Here is a 19457-nt window from a genome sequence, read left to right as displayed (position 1 = left end):
TCTTTAATTATGTATTTTCAACTGGTCTCATTGGGTATTATGAAAAACACCTTCGTAAGGATTGACAACCTATTGAATATCTTCCTTAAGACAGGGATGGTAACAAGAGGAAGAACGGGGTAAAATATAAAAACGCCTGCCAAAGGGCAGACGTATCCTGTAAATTGATACACTCTTCTCTGCTCTCCTCAACTCCAACTCTGCTCTTCTCAACTTTTGTTCACTCATTTACTAATTCTCTCGTAACTTCTCTACTAATCTAAACTTATTAGCAATAGTACTGACTATATAATCATTTGTCAAGCGTTAAGTCAGGTCTAAGATTTACAGCATCATTAAGATAAATATGCTTAATTTCATTTTGAAATTTTGTCGTATTTACAGTTACCATCAGTCGTATACATTTTGGTAATCCACCGGGAACTGCTATTTCTTGAGCGCACATCACAGGTACAAGCTGATAACCTGCAATGTCACGTAATACTCTCGCGGGAAATGTAGCATTCAAATCCTCTGTCATTGTTATTATAATATGAGAGATATCCTCAGGATGAAATCCGTTCGTTTCTTGAATTTCCAGCATGAGTTCCTTTGTCGCTGCTAAAATTGAATCACCATTATTTTCTTCGACAGTGGTTGCACCTCGTAATCCACGAATCATGCGTTAACCCCCTCACTTACGAGTAGATCTAATACGACTTGTTCCTCAACCGGTAACAAGACCGGTTTCCCCATTTCCTCTAGTAATACAAAACGAATGCGATTATGCTCCGCTTTTTTATCAAGCTTCATACGTTGAAGTAGTGATGCAGCTGAAATCCCCTCTGGAATAGATAACTGATAGCCTAGTTTGGTCATATATATTTCATGCGTTTTAGTGGGTAAAGTTGTATGGAACACTCGTTCACTTAATTTATGGGCAAACGCCATTCCTATAGCAACTGCCTCTCCGTGTGTCAGTTTTCCATAGCCTAATTCTGACTCTAATGCGTGTCCTAAAGTATGTCCATAGTTAAGAAAGGCCCGTACACCATTTTCCTTTTCATCCTCCTGAACGATCTCTGCTTTCACTGCAATGGATCTTCTCAGCATTTCGTTCAATATATCAGAAGGTATGTCAGAGAATGACATGACTTTCTTTTCAAGCCACTCTAGAAACGCCGTATCTTTAATGAAACCATGTTTCACTACCTCTGCAAAACCTGACCGCCACTCTGTCTCAGGCAGAGTGCGCAGCATATCAGAGTCATATAAGACCGCAGAAGGAGCATGAAATGCTCCAATTAGATTCTTGCCTAACGGGTGATTAATACCTGTTTTCCCGCCAACACTGCTATCATGGGCCAGTAAAGTCGTTGGCATTTGAATAAACCGGATTCCCCGCATGTAAGAAGCGGCTACATAGCCCGCCAAATCTCCAGTGACTCCTCCTCCTACTGCGATGATCACCGATTGCCTGTCTAATGGCACCTCGAGCGCCTCGGTTAATAATTGACTGAATTTCTCGATCGATTTCGATCCCTCTCCACTTGCTATCTTCGTTACAGTGGGTTGAATATTTTCAGGGAAAGAAGCTAGTAAGTCAGCTAAATAAAGATCAGCTACATTTTCATCAATCATGATCATATACGAACTAACACTCTTTTGCAGTGCCTCCCTAATATAGGAGAAGCACTCATGCCTTAAACCACCTTGAATAAAAACAGGGTAACTATTTTTTTCACTCGCAATCGTCAGACTAGGGGCGTTCATTAAAATTCCCTCGCTTCTTTCATATACGCGTCATAATGCTTCTTAATGTCATCCATTGTATCTGATCCAAACTTATCTAAAAATGCATCAGCCAGTTCCCAAGCTACTGCAGCTTCGCAAACAACTGCAGCTGCCGGAACTGCACAGCTGTCAGAACGTTCAATACTAGCTGAGAAAGCTTCTTTTGTATCAATATCTACACTCTGTAACGGCTTGTATAGCGTAGGAATAGGTTTCATTGCGCCATGAACAACAACAGGCATCCCATTTGTCATACCGCCTTCAAATCCACCTAAACGATTTGATTTGCGGAAAAAACCTCTTTCTTCGTCATGTGCTATTTCATCATGGACCTGGCTTCCTTTTAATCTAGCCGCTTCAAAACCAAGTCCAATTTCGACTCCTTTAAATGCATTGATGCTAAGTACCCCTTGAGCTATTTTCCCATCTAACTTACGATCATAGTGTACAAAGCTTCCCAATCCAATAGGAACATTGTTTGCCACCACTTCGACAATACCACCGATTGAATCGCCATTTTGCTTTGCATCATCAATCGCTTGTTTCATCCTTTCACTTGCTTCAGGATCAATACACCTAACTTCAGATGCTTCAGATATTTCTTTTAGCTCTTGGACAGAGTCCAGGTCTTTTTGATTACTAACTACATCCCCGATTTCCAGAACATGTCCACAAATATCAATATTAAACTGTTTCAATATAACTTGTGCTACCGCTCCTACTGCAACCCTTACAGTTGTTTCACGAGCAGATGAGCGTTCCAGTACATTTCTCATATCTCGATGACGGTACTTTATTGCTCCGTTTAAATCAGCGTGTCCAGGTCTTGGACGTGTAATCTTTCGCTTCATGTCCTGCTCTTCTTCTTCTGTTAAAGGCTCAGCACCCATAATTTTCGTCCAATGTGTCCAATCTTTGTTTTCTACATGCAACGTGATTGGTGCTCCAGTTGTTTTTCCGTGTCGAACACCACTGGTAATTCGAACTTGATCTTTCTCAATTTGCATTCTTCGACCTCTGCCGTAGCCTTTTTGTCTTCTGGCTAGGTGTTCGTTAATATCCTCTACTGTTAAAGGGAGTTGACTAGGAACCCCTTCTATTATTGCTGTTAATTCTGGTCCATGAGACTCGCCTGCTGTTAAAAAACGCATTTATACCTACCTCAGCTTTCTTTATCGCTTTTATGTGTTAAAAAGTCATTATATCTATTGTTTATGATTTCAGACAATTTTTCAAGGGAAATACATGAATTTTTTAAATATTAATCAAAATAATCGACAAAATTTTCTACCAGAGAGAAAGAAACAAGACCTTTTCTTATTCCATTTTCTTATAAAAAAAGGTATCTTCCGTTTCAAGTCCATAACGCTGGGCATTAAATATCTGTTCGGTACTCCCAACAAAAAGAACTCCGCCAGGCTTTAAAGCATCAGCGAACTTTTGATATAACTTATCTTTCGCGTCTTCCGTAAAATAAATCATCACATTTCTGCATACGATTAAATCAAATCCAGTCTCAAATTTATCGTGAAGTAAATTATGTCGTCCAAATCGAATTGGTTTCTTTACTTCATCATTCACTGAATAACCTAAATCTTGTTTTTCAAAATAAGTTTGTAACTTTTTGTTTTCTACTTCTTTTAAAGCACGTTCTGGATAAAATCCATTTATTGCACGATCCAGAATCGACTGATCCAAGTCAGTGGCTAATAAATCTATTTGTTTGTATGTAAGGAATTGGTTAAGTAAAATAACTAAAGAGTAAGGTTCTTCCCCAGTGGAACAGGCTGCACTCCACATTTTAATAGACGACTGATTTTTCAATAGTCTTGGAATGATTTTCTTTTCTAAAACAGTCCATCTTTGTGGGTTCCGAAAAAACTCAGATACGTTAATTGTCATTCGTTGTAAGAATTCTTCAAATAACTCTTGTTCTTGTGTCATTGCTTTATAATACTCCTCAAAATTGGCGAAACCTCTTTTATCTCTTAATGAGGTTAACCTCCGCTTCATCTGAGCCTCCTTGTAATAGGATAAATCAATTGCTGTTTTTTGTTTCACTTGGTCTATAAAATATTGGTAATCATCCATCGAAATAATCCTCTTTCCTAACTGTGATACTATTACTTGTAACATATTTATGTTGTTACGACTACCGTGTAATAGAAAAAAAGCTACCGGGTAGGCAGCTTTTTGAAGTTAGACCCATTTATTAACCGTTTTACTATAGGATTCAATCTCATTGTCATTAAAGAAAAGTGAAATTTCCCTTTTTGCACTTTCTACTGAATCAGAACCATGAATAATATTTTTAGACATATTTACACCATAATCTCCACGTATTGTTCCTGGATCCGCTTCTTGAGGTTTTGTTTTCCCTATCATTTTACGAGCTTCTAGAATTGCTCCGTCACCTTCCCAAACCATTGCAAATACAGGTCCTGACGTAATAAACTCAACAAGCCCTTCGAAAAATGGCTTTCCTTTATGTTCCCCATAATGTGTTTCAGCTAATTCGGGAGAAATTTGTAACACTTTTGCCCCAATTAGTGTAAACCCTTTCATTTCAAAGCGAGAAACTACTTCACCGATAAGGTTTCTTTGAACACCATCCGGTTTTACCATTAAAAACGTCTGTTCCATCATGCATTCCTCCAACATATGTATATAACTTCCAACATTTAGATTATAGCAAATATTTCAAACTTTCACAACACCTTAAGAAAAACGCTAAGCGTCTTTTATTAAATACAGTGTTATCTTTCGCCACTATCATTTAAGTATCAAGGGTGGGTTTCCCTTGATACGTGTGGCGTGAAGATAGCTGTCATTTTTATAAATTCTCTTAAAAAATGTATCATTTAACACCTATTTAAATAATGATTTCACTGGGCCCTACCCGCTAAGCATTAAGAATTAATCATAGCGGGCTCTAAGAAATATTTGCTTATTACTCTCATAGACGTCTCATAATTCTTTTAACAAACTGAGACATCCTGATGCTTAAAACTTTCTGTCTCCTATGTAATGAGCTATTTGAGTCAATGAGTGCTTAGCTTGGGTATCAGGAAGGGCTTCCAATGCCTGCAATGCTTTTTGGATATAAAGATCCGCTACTTTCTTAGAATTGGCAATGGCATCTGTCTGCTTAACTTTTTCAATAGTACCATGCATATCAATAAAGTTGAGACCATTCTTGTTTAGGTAAGCCTCTATCGTTTGCCTTAAGGTTTGACTTTGCTGCATTGCATATAAAGCCGGAAGTGTTACATTACCTTGAAGTAAATCGCTTCCCGCAGGCTTACCTAATTCTTTTTCTGTGCCGACAAAATCCAAAATATCGTCAGTAATTTGAAATGCCATTCCCAAGTTATACCCATAATTTTTTAATAAACGTTGGTGTTCTTCTGTAGCACCAGAAACCATAGCACCTAATTGACAACTCACAGCTATTAGAAGAGCGGTTTTACGTTTAATCCGCCGAAGATAAACTCTGAAATGTTGATTAGAGTCATATTGGTATTTAATTTGTTCTACCTCGCCAATACACATTTCCACCATCGCATCAGATAAAATCCGATGAAGTTTAGGTTCATTACTATACGTGGCTGTTTCAACTGCTTTTGCGAAGATAAAATCCCCAGTATACATTGCGACACGGTTATCCCACTTTGATTTAATCGTTTTTTTTCCTCGTCTAAGTTCTGCATCATCAATCACATCATCATGAACAAGTGAGCCCATATGAATTAATTCAAGTGGAACAGCGACATGTTTAATCTTCTCTAAATCATAATTCCCAAATTGTGCAGATAACAGCACAAATACCGGTCGAATTCTTTTCCCGCCCGCTTTCAACAAATGAGAGGAAGCCTCCTGTAAAATGGGATGCTGCGCATCAATCGTTTTTTCTATTTCTTTTTCAATTCTCGTTATGTCCGACCTCAAATGCCAGTATATATCAGTAAGTCTCATAATAGTCCACCTTGCTAAACAGAATGAAAGTGATCGGCAGGGTTCCAAATCGAAATATGACGAACGTCTTTTGATAAAAGCTTTAAGTCGTACGCTAATTTGTAATAATAATACAAGCCTTCAAAATGCCGATCTGTCAGTTCATAGTTTAATCCAGAGAAATAATTCCTCCAAAAACTTGTTGTGCCACCCAATTCCAGCTTTATTGATTTTATCATACTTGAATATCCGTCCCTCATGCACTTGTCCTTACTCCACAGAAATTGCTCATGAAGCTCTGCTAATAGATCAGGTTGATCTTTCCAAGCCTCTTTTCTAACTGCAAATACTGCGTATGTCATCGGCAGATTCGTAAAATGAGCCCATAATGCTCCTAAGTCATAATGAAAAATATGATTAGGCTTATTCATTTTCGCTAAAATAGCATCATCACCAATTAAAAGACATGCATCATGTTCACTCATCATTTGAGTATAATCAGGTGCCGTTGTTTCATAATGTACATCCAGTTGGTAAAAGTGTTGCAGGATAATTTTTAATAAGTTGACAGACGTTGCCGAGCTCGACGTTAACGCGATGGAGGCCTTGTCCAAGTCCTCTATCTTCGTCTTAGAAAACAGAAAAATAGACCCGACACTTTTAGGTGATGATACAGATAGTTGAGGTAATACTTTGTATTTTTCTGCATTTTCACCATAAGCAAACGAAGATATTCCTCCAACGTGAATAGTGCCTTCCTTCATTTCCTTGTTTAATTTAGCCGGAATTGCCGGGACAAATTCACACCCTTTATTTATTAAGGTACTACGGTCAATATAATGAAACATCGGCCTAATATTCGTGTAAGATATTTCACCAACGATTAAGCTCATGATTCTCCGCCTCCCCAACGTGTAAATAAATTATGATCAACATCTACCTGGTCCAATACTTTACCTACAACAAAGTTTATCATATCATCCATTGATTCCGGATTATGATAGAAGCCCGGCATTGCTGGTACAATCAATCCACCTAAGTCGCTAAGACGTTTCATGTTCTCTAAGTGAATAGAGTTTAATGGCGTCTCTCGGGGCACAATTACCAGTTTTCTCCGCTCTTTTAATACAACATCGGCTGATCTCTCTAGTAAATTACTAGAAATTCCGTGGGCAATTTTTGCTAATGTACCCATTGAGCAAGGAATAATGATCATTCCATCGCTTTTGGCTGATCCGCTGGCAATAGGTGCTGAAAAATCTTGCTGGGTGTGATAATGAAAGTTTTTATAACCACCAAATAATTTTTCAAGACATTTCTCTTGGTCTGTGGTATCTAATTGAAGTTCATAATGAAACACTTGCCACGCTGCTCCTGTAAGAACAAAATGAACAGTATGCCCTTGTCTTAACAGTTCTTGTACAAAACGAACGCCATAGACTGCACCGCTAGCCCCTGTGATCGCAACTGTAAGAACTTTTTTATTCGTTTGTTGAGTCATAGCAATAGGTCTCCAATTGAAAAGGCTAGCATGACCACACTAATAATCCCATTCATTTTAAAGAACGCTACATTCACTTTAGACAAATCTTCTGGAGATACAAGCATATGTTCATATACCATAATTGATCCAACAATAATAACACCCGCCAGATAAATCCAACCTAATGGCGCGATAAAAAATAATATTAACATCGATGCCAAGCTTACGATGTGAAATCCTCTAGCAATTAACAGAGCTTTTGTAATTCCAAAAAAACTTGGGATCGAATGTAAGTTTACTTTTTTATCATAATCAGCATCCTGAGTAGCATAAATAACGTCAAAACCGGCTGTCCAAAAAGCTACGGCTAGAAACAAAACAAAAGCTTCCCATGTTAACGTTCCTGTAGCTCCAACCCATCCACCTAATGGCGCTATGCCTATTGTAAACCCTAGAAACACATGACAAAGCCACGTAAACCTCTTCGTATAGGAATAAAACACAAGAAAGAATACAGCTACCGGTAATAGGTAAACGGCTAGCATATTCAATTGAAATGCAGCTACAAACAACACTACAAATGAAACAACGATAAATAGTGATGTCTCCATTTTTGATAACAAACCAGCAGGAATAGCCCGGTCTTTTGTACGTGGATTAGCTTTATCGATTTGAGCATCGATTAGTCGATTTAATGACATTGCAGCACTTCTTGCACCTACCATCGCAAGAGTGATCCAGATCCAATCGGATATGGTTGGCCAACTTCCATTGATTATCAAACTACCCAATACCGTACCAAGGAAGGCAAAGGGTAATGCAAAAACTGTATGTTCAAATTTAATCATTTCTAAAATTATCTTTAATTTTCTCATCTGTTATCCCCACTTCAAAACATTAAATCTTTTATTTTTTAGCAAAATGAGATGCAGCCACTCCGCCAGAGTATGATTTATATGTAATATCCTCAAATCCAGCTTCTTTAAATAATGATTTTAATTCTTCCTTACCAGGAAAAGACTGACTTGATTCTTGAAGCCACGAGTATTCATCGTAACTTTTGGCAAAAACCTTTCCGAATAATGGCATAACATGCTTGAAATACAACCAATAAATTTGTTTAAAACCGAAGGCTGTTGGTTGAGATGTCTCTAAACAAACAACTGTGCCATTTGGTTTAACAACCCGTCTCATTTCTTTAAGAACTTGAAGGTAATCCGGGACATTACGGAGACCAAATCCAATCGTTACAAAATCAAATTCATTGTCCTTAAATGGAAGCTCCATTGCATTACCATGAATTAGTTTTATCTGATTCAGCTTTTTATTAGTTACTTTCTCTTTACCTACAGAAAGCATATTCTCACTGAAATCCAGCCCTCGTACCTTACCGTTAATACCGACTGCTTCAGCTAAATGAATTGTCCAGTCAGCGGTTCCACAACAAACATCCAGTGCTGATGCTCCTTTAGGAACTGCCATCTTCTTCATCGTATCTTTTCGCCAAGCAAGATGCCGCTTAAAACTGATAATAGCATTCATCTTGTCATATTGACCAGAAATCGATTCAAATACATCATGGACACGCTCTTCTTTTGTTCTGGCCATAGTTTATCCTTCCTCCACTACACACTGCTCTGATAGTTGGTATTTCAATAAAAGATTCGTTGTTCTTTTTTGAAATATTTTTTGTATTTCTTCATTTCGCCAATTAAAATGTTTTAAGTTTGAATCTGTGAGTGCAATATAAGAATTAAGGTAATTAATCGTATCAGGTTTTGTTTCTGATTTCACTAGAGAGTTTCCCATAATTTGATGCAGCGATTGAGCTATAATCCCTGTTTTGCCTGATTCAATCAGATCGAACCTTTCCTTAAGCAAAGATTTGAGTAAGAAAAACTGTTCCAATCCTTCACTCCAATCATTCAGATCTAATAGCTCCGCGATATTTATATGTACTGAAGAATAAATTTTCTTCAAATCATTAAGAGATGGCTGCGCATTTTTTTTATGTTGTTTATATATGTTCATTTTAGATTCATTAATCTCTTGAATGGAGCGAGCAAATGCTCTAATTAAAGAACTGTTTTCTAACTTGGAAAGAACGTAATAGTAAAGACTGCTATAGTAATCTCCGCCAAGAACAGAGAGTTGCCGTTTTGTTTTTAGCTTGCTTGTACCAAGTTCATGCGTGTCGACAGTTTCATGGATATCTAATGCCGCTTGAACCAACATCGTTGTTAGAATACAGTCGTGAATAAATGTAACTGACAAATCTTTTTCTTTAAGCATCAGAAGAAGAACTTCCGCCTGATCCTCATCAATCTCTGGATTTTTAATGTATTTATTTAAGTACGGATGATTAACATGCAGATAAAAGCTGTCATATATATTTTTTAATTCCTCATTGTTCGTATAAATCGCAGTCATTCAAAAGTCCCCCAGCTTTCAAAGTGCATAAAAATATATCCAGTATATATCGCATTCTATGCACGTCTAGTATATCACAATTAGTCCATAGCGATAAGGATACAAAATAAAACATTACTTACGTGATAAGCTCAAAATTTTAGAACAAGGATGACCTCGTAGTATGTATGGTGGGATAACCTATTGGCTGAATCTAAAAAGCAAGAAAACCAGGCTATATTATGCCCGGTCTCGTTAATCAGATTGATTAGTGCACCAACTTTAGAAAACTAATTAAAAGGAATACCTAGTTTTAAGAGCGACACTTAGTTTTACTCATCACTGCTCATTTCACCATGAGCTGTCTGTAATAGAGCTTTACCGCGTATTTTTATGGCCGACGTATGCTCTGTAAATTGGGCTATCATCATCTCGCCTTTGTCTAATTTCTCCGAATGATGAAATCTCGTATCCGTTCCTCTAGTCAAACCGATTACACTCACACCATCTTCTTTTGCTTTAATTACAATATAATCATTAGATTCTGCCAATGGAAGACCCCCCGTTTCATTGCATTATCAAGTCTGAATAAAAATCCTAGCCTGATAATGATATTTTATTGAAAGGTAATAACTAATCCTTAATCAAGGATAAAACTTCAGCACGAGCTGCATCACTGCGTTCAAATGCACCTCTTACAGCCGAGGTTACTGTCTTGGATCCGGGTTTTCGAACCCCTCTCATCGTCATACACATATGCTCAGCTTCAACGACAACAATAACTCCTCTAGGATCTAGTGTCTCTACAATTGAATTGGCGACGGTCGAGGTAATTCGTTCCTGTAACTGGGGACGTCGACACACCGCCTCCACAGCTCTTGCCAATTTACTCAAACCTGTAACTTTGCCGCCTTTTGGTATATAGCCTATATGTACCTTACCAAAGAAAGGAACTAGATGATGTTCACACATTGAATAAAACGGTATATCCTTTACTAGTACGAGTTCCTCGTGATCTTCTCCAAAAACTGTTTTGAAATGTTCTCGTGGATCTTGATTTAAACCTTGGAATACCTCTTCATACATTCTAGCTACTCTTTTAGGTGTGTCTAGTAACCCTTCGCGGGTTGGATCCTCTCCTACTGCTTCGAGAATCATGGTTACTGCTTTTTCTATTTTTTCATGGTCAACCTGGCTCATAGCAATACGGCCTCCATTTCATATTAACTGATTATGTAGATATCTATAAAAGTTTAGCATACCGCTTTGCCTTGTGACAAGAAAACCTTCTTATCATGGTACCGCCACAAATTGCCATTGTCTCTAAGAAAAACGGCATAGCCGTCTTTTGTTAAATACAGCGTCAGCTTCCGCCGCCCCGAGTAGTACCTACGTAATGCGTGTAGGTGCTACTCGAAAGGAGGGTGGGTTTCCCTTGATGCGCGCGGCGTGAAGGTAGCTGCTAATTTCATAAATTCTGGTCTTGCAAAATTACTTTCTTTGATACCGCTGAATTATCCATTTTTTTTGAAATAAGAAAAAGTGCCTCAAAAGCTAAGCTCATGAGACACTTTCAGTCAATAACATATAGCCCTATATGTAATTATTTAACTGCATCTTTAAGGGCTTTACCAGGTTTAAAAGCTGGTACATTACTTGCTGGAATTTCGATCTCTTCCCCTGTTTGCGGGTTACGACCTTTACGAGCAGCACGCTCACGTACTTCAAAGTTTCCAAATCCAATTAACTGGACTTTTTCACTGTTTTGAAGTGAACCAGTGATGACTTCGAAAACAGCATCAACAGCACCGGTAGCGTCTTTCTTAGAAAGCTCAGTCTTTTCAGCAACTGCATTAATAAGTTCTGTTTTATTCATACTATTCACCTCCTTCTATACTTATACTTGTGTTATACCATTACTTTCACAATAATAAACACTTTATACATAGTTTTCCCTTTATTCATGGGATAACTAGGCTTATATTAAACGATAGAGCATAATATTTCAACAATTTTTGCGTAATTCCTTGCATTTTTATCGCTTTTTTCCCTTAAAAGGTAAGTTAACCTATTTTTTATCCTAAAATATGGGATTTATTCAAAATAAAAAAAAGCCCTCCACATAGGAGAGCTACAATATAATTGCTATTAAACCGCCAGATCCTTCGTTGATAATGCGTTCTAAGGTTTCTTTTAGCTTGTATCTTGCATTTTCAGGCATTAGTGATAGTTTAGCAGAAATTCCTTCTCTCACTATTGAATTTAATGACCTGCCAAAGATATCAGAATTCCAAATGGATAGAGGATTCTCTTCAAAGTCCTGCATTAAATACCTCACTAATTCTTCACTTTGTTTCTCTGTACCAATTATTGGTGCAAACTCAGATTCGACATCAACTTTAATCATATGAATGGAAGGGGCTACAGCTCGAAGTCGAACACCAAATCTTGATCCTTGCCTGATAATCTCAGGTTCATCCAGACTCATATCAGCGATAGTTGGCGCTGCAATTCCGTATCCTGTTTGACGAACCATTTTCAAAGCCTCTGCTACTTGATCATATTCTGATTTGGCAAAAGCTAAGTCCTGCATAAGCTCCAGTAAATGATCTTTCCCTCGTATCTCAGTACCTACCACTTCCATTAATATTTGATCATAGAGGTCCTCAGGTGCATCTAAGTCGATTTCTGCAACTCCCTGACCCATTTCAATTCCGGCAAGTGTTGCTCTCTCAATGAAATCATATTCAAAGAATTGACCTACAACTCGATCGACATCGCGCAATCTTTTAATATCTTTTACTGTTTCTCTCACGGAATTTTCATAGTTTTCTCTTAACCAATGATCTTCTTTTAATACCATTACCCAGCTTGGTAAGTTCACATTAACTTCATGAACAGGAAATTCGAATAAGACTTCTCGCATGACACTATGGATATCCTGTTCCGTCATTCCTTCAATATTCATCGCTAAAACTGGTACATCATGCGTCTCCTCTAATTCTGCTCTTAACCCTTCCGTTTGGGGATGAGTTGGATGAACAGAGTTAACTAATACAACAAATGGTTTTCCTACCTCTTTTAACTCCTCAATCACTCTTTGTTCAGATTTTACATAATCCTCTCTAGCAATTTCTCCAATCGATCCATCGGTTGTTACGACTACCCCTAGCGTGGAATGCTCCTGAATGACTTTTCTTGTACCGATTTCAGCAGCTTCCTGAAACGGAATAGCATCCTCATACCAAGGTGTATGAATCATTCGTGGCCCATGCTCATCCTCGTAGCCTTTAGCTCCAGGGACGGCATATCCAACACAATCTACAACCCTTACGTTTACATCCAGTCCATCGTCTACATGAATGGATACGGCTTGATTAGGAATAAATTTAGGCTCTGTCGTCATAATTTGTCTTCCCGCAGCACTTTGAGGCAACTCGTCTTGTGCTCTTGCTCTGTCTGATTCTAATTCAATATTAGGTATGACAGCTAATTCCATGAATTTCTTTATAAACGTTGATTTACCTGTGCGAACGGAACCTACAACACCTAAATAAATGTCACCGCCAGTTCTTTCTGCAATATCCTTAAAGATATCTACCTTTTCCACACAATCGCCTCCTGCTAGATTTCTACGTAAATTCACTCTGCAAGTGATAAATGAATTTGAGTCTTTGTCTTTATTACTCTATGTCGTTGTCCAACTTTTATGACTAGGAGAACGAATCCTCTCCAGACATTACTTTTGTCTACTGAAATAACTATGATGAACGATGACATTTAAGACCTATAAGTTTTTTTACAGAAGTGAAAAGATTGTAATGACTTTCATGTAAACATCAAATATGCATAGGTATCTTTTTTTATGCAGAACAACGGATTTTATTTACGATTGTTTTGATTTCATACCAAGTGCTTGAATTGGCTCTATGAAGGTAATTTTATACTTTGTCAGTAGCCTTGGAAAACCGCTCTGCGGAGTCTTCAGTAGTTGATTTCCCCGCCGAAGTCACCAACTATTGCATTCTCAAGTAGCTACGGCTGCTAAGTTTAATGCAAAAAAAACGCTTTGAGCATTCTCTCAAAGCGTGCAAGTAAAAATAAATGATTCTATCGAATGATGATATAACTTAATTTTCGATGAATATGACTTCTCCATTCTCGACTGTTTGCGGCGCAGAGTATGCTGGAACAAAAGGAGCATGCTCAACCAATAACCAACGGAGATCATCACCTTCCGAAAACTCTCCCCACCCGTATTCTTCAAGGTAATATTGAATATCCAATGAATAATCTATCACAATGCTTCCATCCGTCTTCATAAATAACGGAAGCCGATGGGTAGGATGAAATGGACTATCTACCGTAGGTTCTTCTTCGTACTTCAACGCCTCGAAATCCAGCTTCAATAGTTCATAGCCAACCACTTCTTCGACAGGTGCAAATTCATGGTCACCTCGATAGGAGTACAAGCGTCTTTCTAAATCTTGGATTGTTTGAGTAATTCTAAGATCAATTAATTTCACAAGTGGTTCTTCTTCCACGTTTGTCAAAACGTATTGATAAGTTCCACCATTTTCAAATGAATTACCAGGGGCGGACTCTAGAAAACCAGGTACTAATTGGGCGAATTCAATGGGGTATTTTCGAAAGATAGGTGTATCAGCTTCTCTTGTCTTAATCGGAAGAACAGAACGATTTTCTTGATATTGCTCAACTGCTGTTTGAACGGACTGCAACTGAGCCTCATTAGGTACTTGATTCTCTCTTCGTTCATTTTGAGGATATAAACAACCTGATAATAAAAGAACTGCCAATGTCACAGAAATTAACCGCAGGTATAACATAAACGATCCCTACCCTTATCCAACATAAATTTTTCTATTATTCCGGGGCTGGTCCTGTAAAAACTACAAGCACGATAATGATCCCAGAAATTATTATACAAATAAAACTTATCGTCAAGAAAAAATATCTCAAAAAGCCAGAAAGCTTTTCTTTAGTAAAAACAGTGACGATAACTGACACTGTCATTAGGGCCATCCCGATAAAAGATACCCACATTTTCATTAATGGATCTTCAAACATAATATTTCCCCCTATTTTATCCCAGGTTACGAAATAAGCATTAGAAAAAAGAACCATCTACTGATAAGCCCAATATATTTACTCAGTAACCAAGAATATTAAACGTTTCTTCTAAATTCTGCATAATTATAGCATAGCTTCATCCTAAAATGCATGTTAAAAGAATTCTTTTTGAACTGGTAATACCCTATGTAATGTGGGCTCGTCTTACTTAACCCAATTTGTAATTGTTAAAACTCTATTACTGACTTAAACCTAATGTCTTTTTTTCTATTTTGTTACTTCATTGCGTCCACCTAGAGCGGATTCGCCCCCCTCAGCTCATAAATTAAACAAAAAACTGAAGAAAAGGGGCCTTTTCTCCAGTCTTCTATGACTAAATACTGCCTAGACTTCATCATTTAACAGCCATGCACTTACTATTTCAATATATGCTAGCTATCACGATTTTGATTGATATGAAAGCCTAACTTTATTTAGTCTTTTGAAACATTTTGGCTAACGAACCAAAATCCATAGGTACTTCATTATTAGTTATTGCTCTAACTAACTCATCTTCTTTTTCTTTCGATACTGGTACATTTGCTACAGTCGCAACTTGATGGATGAGCTGTCGCACATTTTCCTCTTTAGATAAATCTTTTTGGTTAACGGATTGTGCTAAGTTAAATAAGTCTTGTTGCTTAACATTTGTTTTACCTTCTAACTGATCAAAAATCGAGTGATTTTTTCCTTCTTCCACTCTTATCCCTCCTCCTACAAACCTATAATGCTAAATTATGCATTGGAGGAAAAAAGGTGAGAGCAAAAATCAGGGTTCTAAATGATTAAGTGGGTCTCCGTCACCAAACTTTAAATCTTCTACTTCATGTTTCTTCACCCTGCCCATAAGTTCAGTTACTGCATCTTCCGGTGTTTTATCATGAAATAATACTTGATATAATTCTTTTGTAATTGGCATGTCCACGCCTGTTTGTTCTGCAAGTTGGTAAGTGGCTTTTGTCGTCCTAATTCCTTCGACCACCATACCCATCTCATCTAACACTTCCTCTAATGTTTTTCCTTTACCGAGCATATTCCCAGCGCGCCAATTTCTACTATGTACACTCGTACAGGTGACAATTAAGTCCCCCAAGCCTGTTAAACCTGCAAACGTTAATGGATTAGCTCCCAATTTCATGCCTAAACGCGCAATTTCAGCTAAGCCTCGAGTCATTAACGCAGCTTTCGCATTGTCTCCAAATCCTAAACCATTCGTCATTCCAGCACCAATTGCAATAATATTCTTCAGTGAGCCGCCTATCTCGACGCCAATTAAGTCCGGGTTCGTGTACACACGAAAAACAGAGTTCATAAATAAATCTTGAACCCTTTCTGCGCTATTCATATCTAATGAGGAGCAAGTAACCGTAGTAGGTTGTCGTCTTGAGACTTCTTCAGCATGACTTGGACCAGATAATACAGCAATAGAAGTCCTTTGCTCCTGAGGAATTTCTTCTTCAATAATTTCTGAAACACGTAAGTGTGTCTCTGGTTCAATACCTTTACTAGCGTGAACAAATAAAACGGGTACACTCAAGTATTTGGTTACTTCTTTAAGCACTTCTCTCATGGCCTTCGTTGGTACCACTAATACGACTACTTCTACATTTTCTAAAGTATTCGAAAGATCCGTGAATGCATGAATATTATCAGGGAGCTTTACATCAGGTAGATATCTTACATTACACCGGTTATCATTAATCTCATCTACCTGTTCCTGTGATCTTCCCCATAGTCTTACTTCGTGATTATTATCTCCTAATACAAGTGATAAAGCAGTTCCCCAACTACCTGATCCTAAAACAGCAACTTTTGACATTGTTACGCCTCCCCCTGTTTTGCTTGTGCTTTTTCTCCTAGTTTACTTTCAGTTTTGCTGAGCAATCGTTCAATGTTCAGCCTATGTCGCCAAATAGATAACAAAGTAATAAATATTAAAAAGTACACATAATAAAAAGGGTATTCAAAATAATTATAAAAAATAGCAGTAATCAACGTCGTACCAATCATAAAAATTAAAGAGCCTAAAGACACATATCTCGTGAAAATGATTGCGCCTATAGCTACTGCACCTGCTATTAGGGCAGGGAAAATAACTAGTGTTGCTAAAACACCAATTGTTGTTGCAACACCTTTACCGCCTCTAAACCCATAATAAACAGGCCAATTGTGCCCTAGTATCGCTGCTAAACCGCTAGTGGCCGCAATGACTGGAGAACCACCTGAAAGATAAAAGCCTAGAAAGACTGCCCCAATGCCTTTCCCGGCATCTAATAATAAAACAACAATAGCAGGCCCAATTCCCATTACTCTTAATGTATTTGTTGCACCTGCATTTCCACTTCCATGTTCCCTAATATCTAACTTTCGCAGTTGCTTTCCTATTTCATAACTAAAACTAATAGATCCTACCAGATACGATAAGATGATTGCAAGAGCTGTCAGCATAACATCCCTCCTCCCACTTTATTAATAGAGAGTATTTCGAAAGTCAGATTCCTATCGGTTAATCGTTTTTCTTTCTTGCCATAATATGAATTGGTGTTCCGATAAATCCAAACGCTTCTCGAATTTTATTTTCCAAATATCTACGATAAGAAAAGTGAAGAAGTTCTGGATCATTAACAAATAAAATAAATGTAGGTGGCGCAACAGAAACTTGTGTCGTATATTTAATTCTAAGTCTTCGTCCACCATGATCAGTAGGTGTTGGATTCATCGTCACTGCATCAACAACTACGTCGTTTAATACATGCGTTTGAACTCGAAGATTATGTGACTCCATCACTTCATTTACAACCGGTAGCAAGTGCTGGACCCGTCGTTTTGTTTTCGCAGATAAAAATAAGATTGGCGCGTAACTTAAGTATAAGAAATGATCCCTTATTTTTTGCTCAAATTCTCTCATCGTTTTATCGTCTTTTTCAACTGCGTCCCATTTATTTACAACAATCACAACTGCTCTACCAGCTTCATGAGCGTAACCTGCAATTTTCTTATCCTGCTCGATAATACCTTCTTCTGCATTTATTACACAAAGAACAACATTCGATCTCTCTATTGCTTTCAAAGCTCTTAAGACGCTATATTTCTCCGTGGACTCATATACTTTACCACGCTTCCTCATACCTGCTGTATCGATGACCACGTATTCTTGGTCATCTTTAGTGAAGGGAGTATCAATCGCATCTCTTGTCGTTCCAGGAATGTCGCTTACAATAACTCTTTCTTCCCCCAAAATAGCATTTACTAGCGAAGACTTCCCAACATTAGGACGTCCAATTAGACTCATACGAATCGTTGACTCATCATATTTGTCCTCTATGTCTTTTGGAAAGTGGGTCGCCAAATGATCTAGCAAATCTCCTATTCCTAAACCATGAGATCCGGAGATTGGAAGTGGGTCGCCTATTCCCAAACTGTAAAATTCATAAATCTTTTCATGCATCGAATGGTCGTCCATTTTATTTACGCCAATTACTACTGGCTTTTTAGACCTTTGAAGTATTTGTGATACCTCTTCATCAGCTGCCGTCAACCCTTCTCTGCCGTTTACAACAAAACAAATTACATCTGCTTCCTGTATGGCAAGTTCAGCCTGAGCTCTCATTTGCCCTAATAATGGCTCGTCACTTATTTCAATACCACCTGTATCAATAACAAAAAATTCATGTTCAAGCCATTCACCTGAGCTGTAAATTCTGTCTCTAGTTACACCTGGCTTATCCTCAACTATTGCTATTCGTTCTCCTACTATCCTGTTAAAAATTGTTGACTTACCAACGTTAGGTCTTCCAACAATGGCTAATACTGGTTTTGGCACAGTATTTTCCTCGCTTTCGTCTTTTAAATACATACTTTATCTATTATACGTTGCAGTTTCATGAAAAGAAACCTTCCATTCGACATACGCCAATAAATATATATTAAAGAGTTTAAATTTTTTATTTTTCGTAACTTAAAATTGTTATTGATTTCAGATCGGTAGACCTCTTTTTAAAAGCTTGTATTTTTCATATAAAGGAAAACTCGGCTCTAGACAACCAATTTATTCTATTATAGCGATCTATCTACCTTGTACTGTCGGCTTAGACAAAACAACCGTTTCCTTAAGCGAAATCGCTATATTTTCTAACCAACTCCAAACGGTTATACATAGCAAAGACATTGCTAAAATCTCTAACACCGTCATACTAGTAAATCCGTAAAAAGGCCAGTTCCCAGCTTCATTATTTAGATGGGTAGCTATCTTGGACAAGGTTAACCCTTGGAAAACCCCAATCAACAATATAAAAAGACGGAGCTGAATCCCACGTGCAAATATAACTAGAAGAATCACGGAAACTCCTGCGATAATCCATTCGGGTTCAGTGAACAGCCATACTGGTTCAAGAAAAGTTAGCCGGTGAATCGTTAAAAACCAAATAGTTATGATTGCACTTAAGCCATATCCATAAATCATTTGGACTGCAGTTAAGTATTTAATTCTGCCTAAACAGATGAACAAAAACGGAAGATACGCAAAATTCCATTCGAATAAATGATTACCGTAAGTTATTGTAGATAAAATAATCGTAATAAATCCAATAGTCACCAAATACATTCTAGGATACTTGCCATCTAATAAAAATGAAACAGTAATAATATACATCCAGCCGACCCAATAAAACAATATTCCATCCATGTCTTCCCTGCTCCTTTCTTTTAA

At 37.7% G+C, this 19457-nt stretch carries 22 protein-coding genes; all 22 read right to left on the bottom strand.

Annotated features, from left to right (window positions below; translation table 11 throughout):
* Positions 1–292: 292 nt before the first annotated feature.
* Positions 293–661, bottom strand: coding sequence for a chorismate mutase (gene aroH / locus CEF18_RS03715; RefSeq protein WP_110935250.1), 369 nt, complete (start codon positions 659–661; stop codon positions 293–295).
* Entirely contained in the window at positions 658–1752 is a 1095-nt protein-coding gene (gene aroB, locus CEF18_RS03710) for a 3-dehydroquinate synthase (RefSeq protein ID WP_110935249.1), read from the bottom strand. The genes aroH and aroB overlap by 4 nt, the downstream gene beginning before the upstream one ends.
* Entirely contained in the window at positions 1752–2924 is a 1173-nt protein-coding gene (gene aroC, locus CEF18_RS03705; RefSeq protein ID WP_110935248.1) for a chorismate synthase, read from the bottom strand. The genes aroB and aroC overlap by 1 nt, the downstream gene beginning before the upstream one ends.
* A 166-nt stretch (positions 2925–3090) precedes the next feature.
* Positions 3091–3864, bottom strand: coding sequence for a CheR family methyltransferase (locus CEF18_RS03700; protein ID WP_110935247.1), 774 nt, complete (start codon positions 3862–3864; stop codon positions 3091–3093).
* Between the two features lie 108 nt (positions 3865–3972).
* The gene (gene ndk, locus CEF18_RS03695; protein ID WP_110935246.1) at positions 3973–4416 is read right to left on the bottom strand and encodes a nucleoside-diphosphate kinase; all 444 of its coding nucleotides are present in this window, start codon (positions 4414–4416) and stop codon (positions 3973–3975) included.
* A gap of 360 nt (positions 4417–4776) precedes the next feature.
* Positions 4777–5748 carry a heptaprenyl diphosphate synthase component II gene (gene hepT, locus CEF18_RS03690; protein ID WP_110935245.1) on the bottom strand — a complete coding sequence of 324 codons (972 nt, stop codon included), beginning with the start codon at positions 5746–5748 and terminating at the stop codon, positions 4777–4779.
* A gap of 14 nt (positions 5749–5762) precedes the next feature.
* On the bottom strand, positions 5763–6620 hold the full coding sequence (locus CEF18_RS03685; RefSeq protein ID WP_110935244.1) for a menaquinone biosynthesis protein: 858 nt from the start codon (positions 6618–6620) through the stop codon (positions 5763–5765).
* On the bottom strand, positions 6617–7228 hold the full coding sequence (locus tag CEF18_RS03680) for a UbiX family flavin prenyltransferase (RefSeq protein WP_110935243.1): 612 nt from the start codon (positions 7226–7228) through the stop codon (positions 6617–6619). Before CEF18_RS03680 ends, CEF18_RS03685 begins: the two co-directional genes overlap by 4 nt.
* Positions 7225–8085: a UbiA-like polyprenyltransferase gene (locus CEF18_RS03675; protein WP_110935242.1), complete on the bottom strand. Its 861-nt coding sequence runs from the start codon at positions 8083–8085 to the stop codon at positions 7225–7227. The genes CEF18_RS03680 and CEF18_RS03675 overlap by 4 nt, the downstream gene beginning before the upstream one ends.
* A 31-nt stretch (positions 8086–8116) precedes the next feature.
* Entirely contained in the window at positions 8117–8818 is a 702-nt protein-coding gene (locus tag CEF18_RS03670; protein ID WP_110935241.1) for a demethylmenaquinone methyltransferase, read from the bottom strand.
* Positions 8819–8821: 3 nt separating this feature from the next.
* Entirely contained in the window at positions 8822–9640 is an 819-nt protein-coding gene (locus tag CEF18_RS03665; protein ID WP_110935240.1) for a heptaprenyl diphosphate synthase component 1, read from the bottom strand.
* Positions 9641–9951: 311 nt separating this feature from the next.
* A complete protein-coding gene (mtrB, locus tag CEF18_RS03660; RefSeq protein ID WP_110935239.1) occupies positions 9952–10170 on the bottom strand; it encodes a trp RNA-binding attenuation protein MtrB in 219 nt (72 codons plus the stop codon).
* An 82-nt stretch (positions 10171–10252) separates the two neighbouring features.
* Entirely contained in the window at positions 10253–10819 is a 567-nt protein-coding gene (gene folE, locus CEF18_RS03655; protein ID WP_110935238.1) for a GTP cyclohydrolase I FolE, read from the bottom strand.
* Between the two features lie 403 nt (positions 10820–11222).
* Positions 11223–11495 (bottom strand): HU family DNA-binding protein, encoded by a 273-nt coding sequence (locus CEF18_RS03650; RefSeq protein WP_110935237.1) that lies wholly within the window; start codon positions 11493–11495, stop codon positions 11223–11225.
* 255 nt (positions 11496–11750) lie between these two features.
* Positions 11751–13229, bottom strand: a complete 1479-nt coding sequence (spoIVA, locus tag CEF18_RS03645; RefSeq protein ID WP_110935236.1) for a stage IV sporulation protein A — start codon at positions 13227–13229, stop codon at positions 11751–11753.
* A gap of 520 nt (positions 13230–13749) precedes the next feature.
* Complete coding sequence (locus CEF18_RS03640) at positions 13750–14466, bottom strand: hypothetical protein (RefSeq protein WP_110935235.1); 717 nt, start codon at positions 14464–14466, stop codon at positions 13750–13752.
* A 37-nt stretch (positions 14467–14503) separates the two neighbouring features.
* The gene (locus CEF18_RS03635; protein ID WP_110935234.1) at positions 14504–14707 is read right to left on the bottom strand and encodes a DUF2768 domain-containing protein; all 204 of its coding nucleotides are present in this window, start codon (positions 14705–14707) and stop codon (positions 14504–14506) included.
* Between the two features lie 472 nt (positions 14708–15179).
* Positions 15180–15449, bottom strand: a complete 270-nt coding sequence (locus CEF18_RS03630) for a stage VI sporulation protein F (protein WP_110935233.1) — start codon at positions 15447–15449, stop codon at positions 15180–15182.
* 69 nt (positions 15450–15518) lie between these two features.
* Positions 15519–16568: an NAD(P)H-dependent glycerol-3-phosphate dehydrogenase gene (locus tag CEF18_RS03625; protein WP_110935232.1), complete on the bottom strand. Its 1050-nt coding sequence runs from the start codon at positions 16566–16568 to the stop codon at positions 15519–15521.
* A 2-nt stretch (positions 16569–16570) separates the two neighbouring features.
* A complete protein-coding gene (gene plsY / locus CEF18_RS03620; RefSeq protein ID WP_110935231.1) occupies positions 16571–17197 on the bottom strand; it encodes a glycerol-3-phosphate 1-O-acyltransferase PlsY in 627 nt (208 codons plus the stop codon).
* A 58-nt stretch (positions 17198–17255) separates the two neighbouring features.
* Positions 17256–18572, bottom strand: coding sequence for a ribosome biogenesis GTPase Der (gene der / locus CEF18_RS03615; RefSeq protein ID WP_110937574.1), 1317 nt, complete (start codon positions 18570–18572; stop codon positions 17256–17258).
* A gap of 243 nt (positions 18573–18815) precedes the next feature.
* Positions 18816–19433: a YphA family membrane protein gene (locus CEF18_RS03610; RefSeq protein WP_110935230.1), complete on the bottom strand. Its 618-nt coding sequence runs from the start codon at positions 19431–19433 to the stop codon at positions 18816–18818.
* Between the last annotated feature and the right edge of the window lie 24 nt (positions 19434–19457).

Source organism: Salipaludibacillus neizhouensis, from assembly GCF_002886185.1.
In the GTDB taxonomy this organism is placed as follows: domain Bacteria; phylum Bacillota; class Bacilli; order Bacillales; family Salisediminibacteriaceae; genus Salipaludibacillus; species Salipaludibacillus neizhouensis.
Note: the sequence above shows the minus strand (reverse complement) of the source record. Positions and strands in the feature narration are given on the sequence as shown.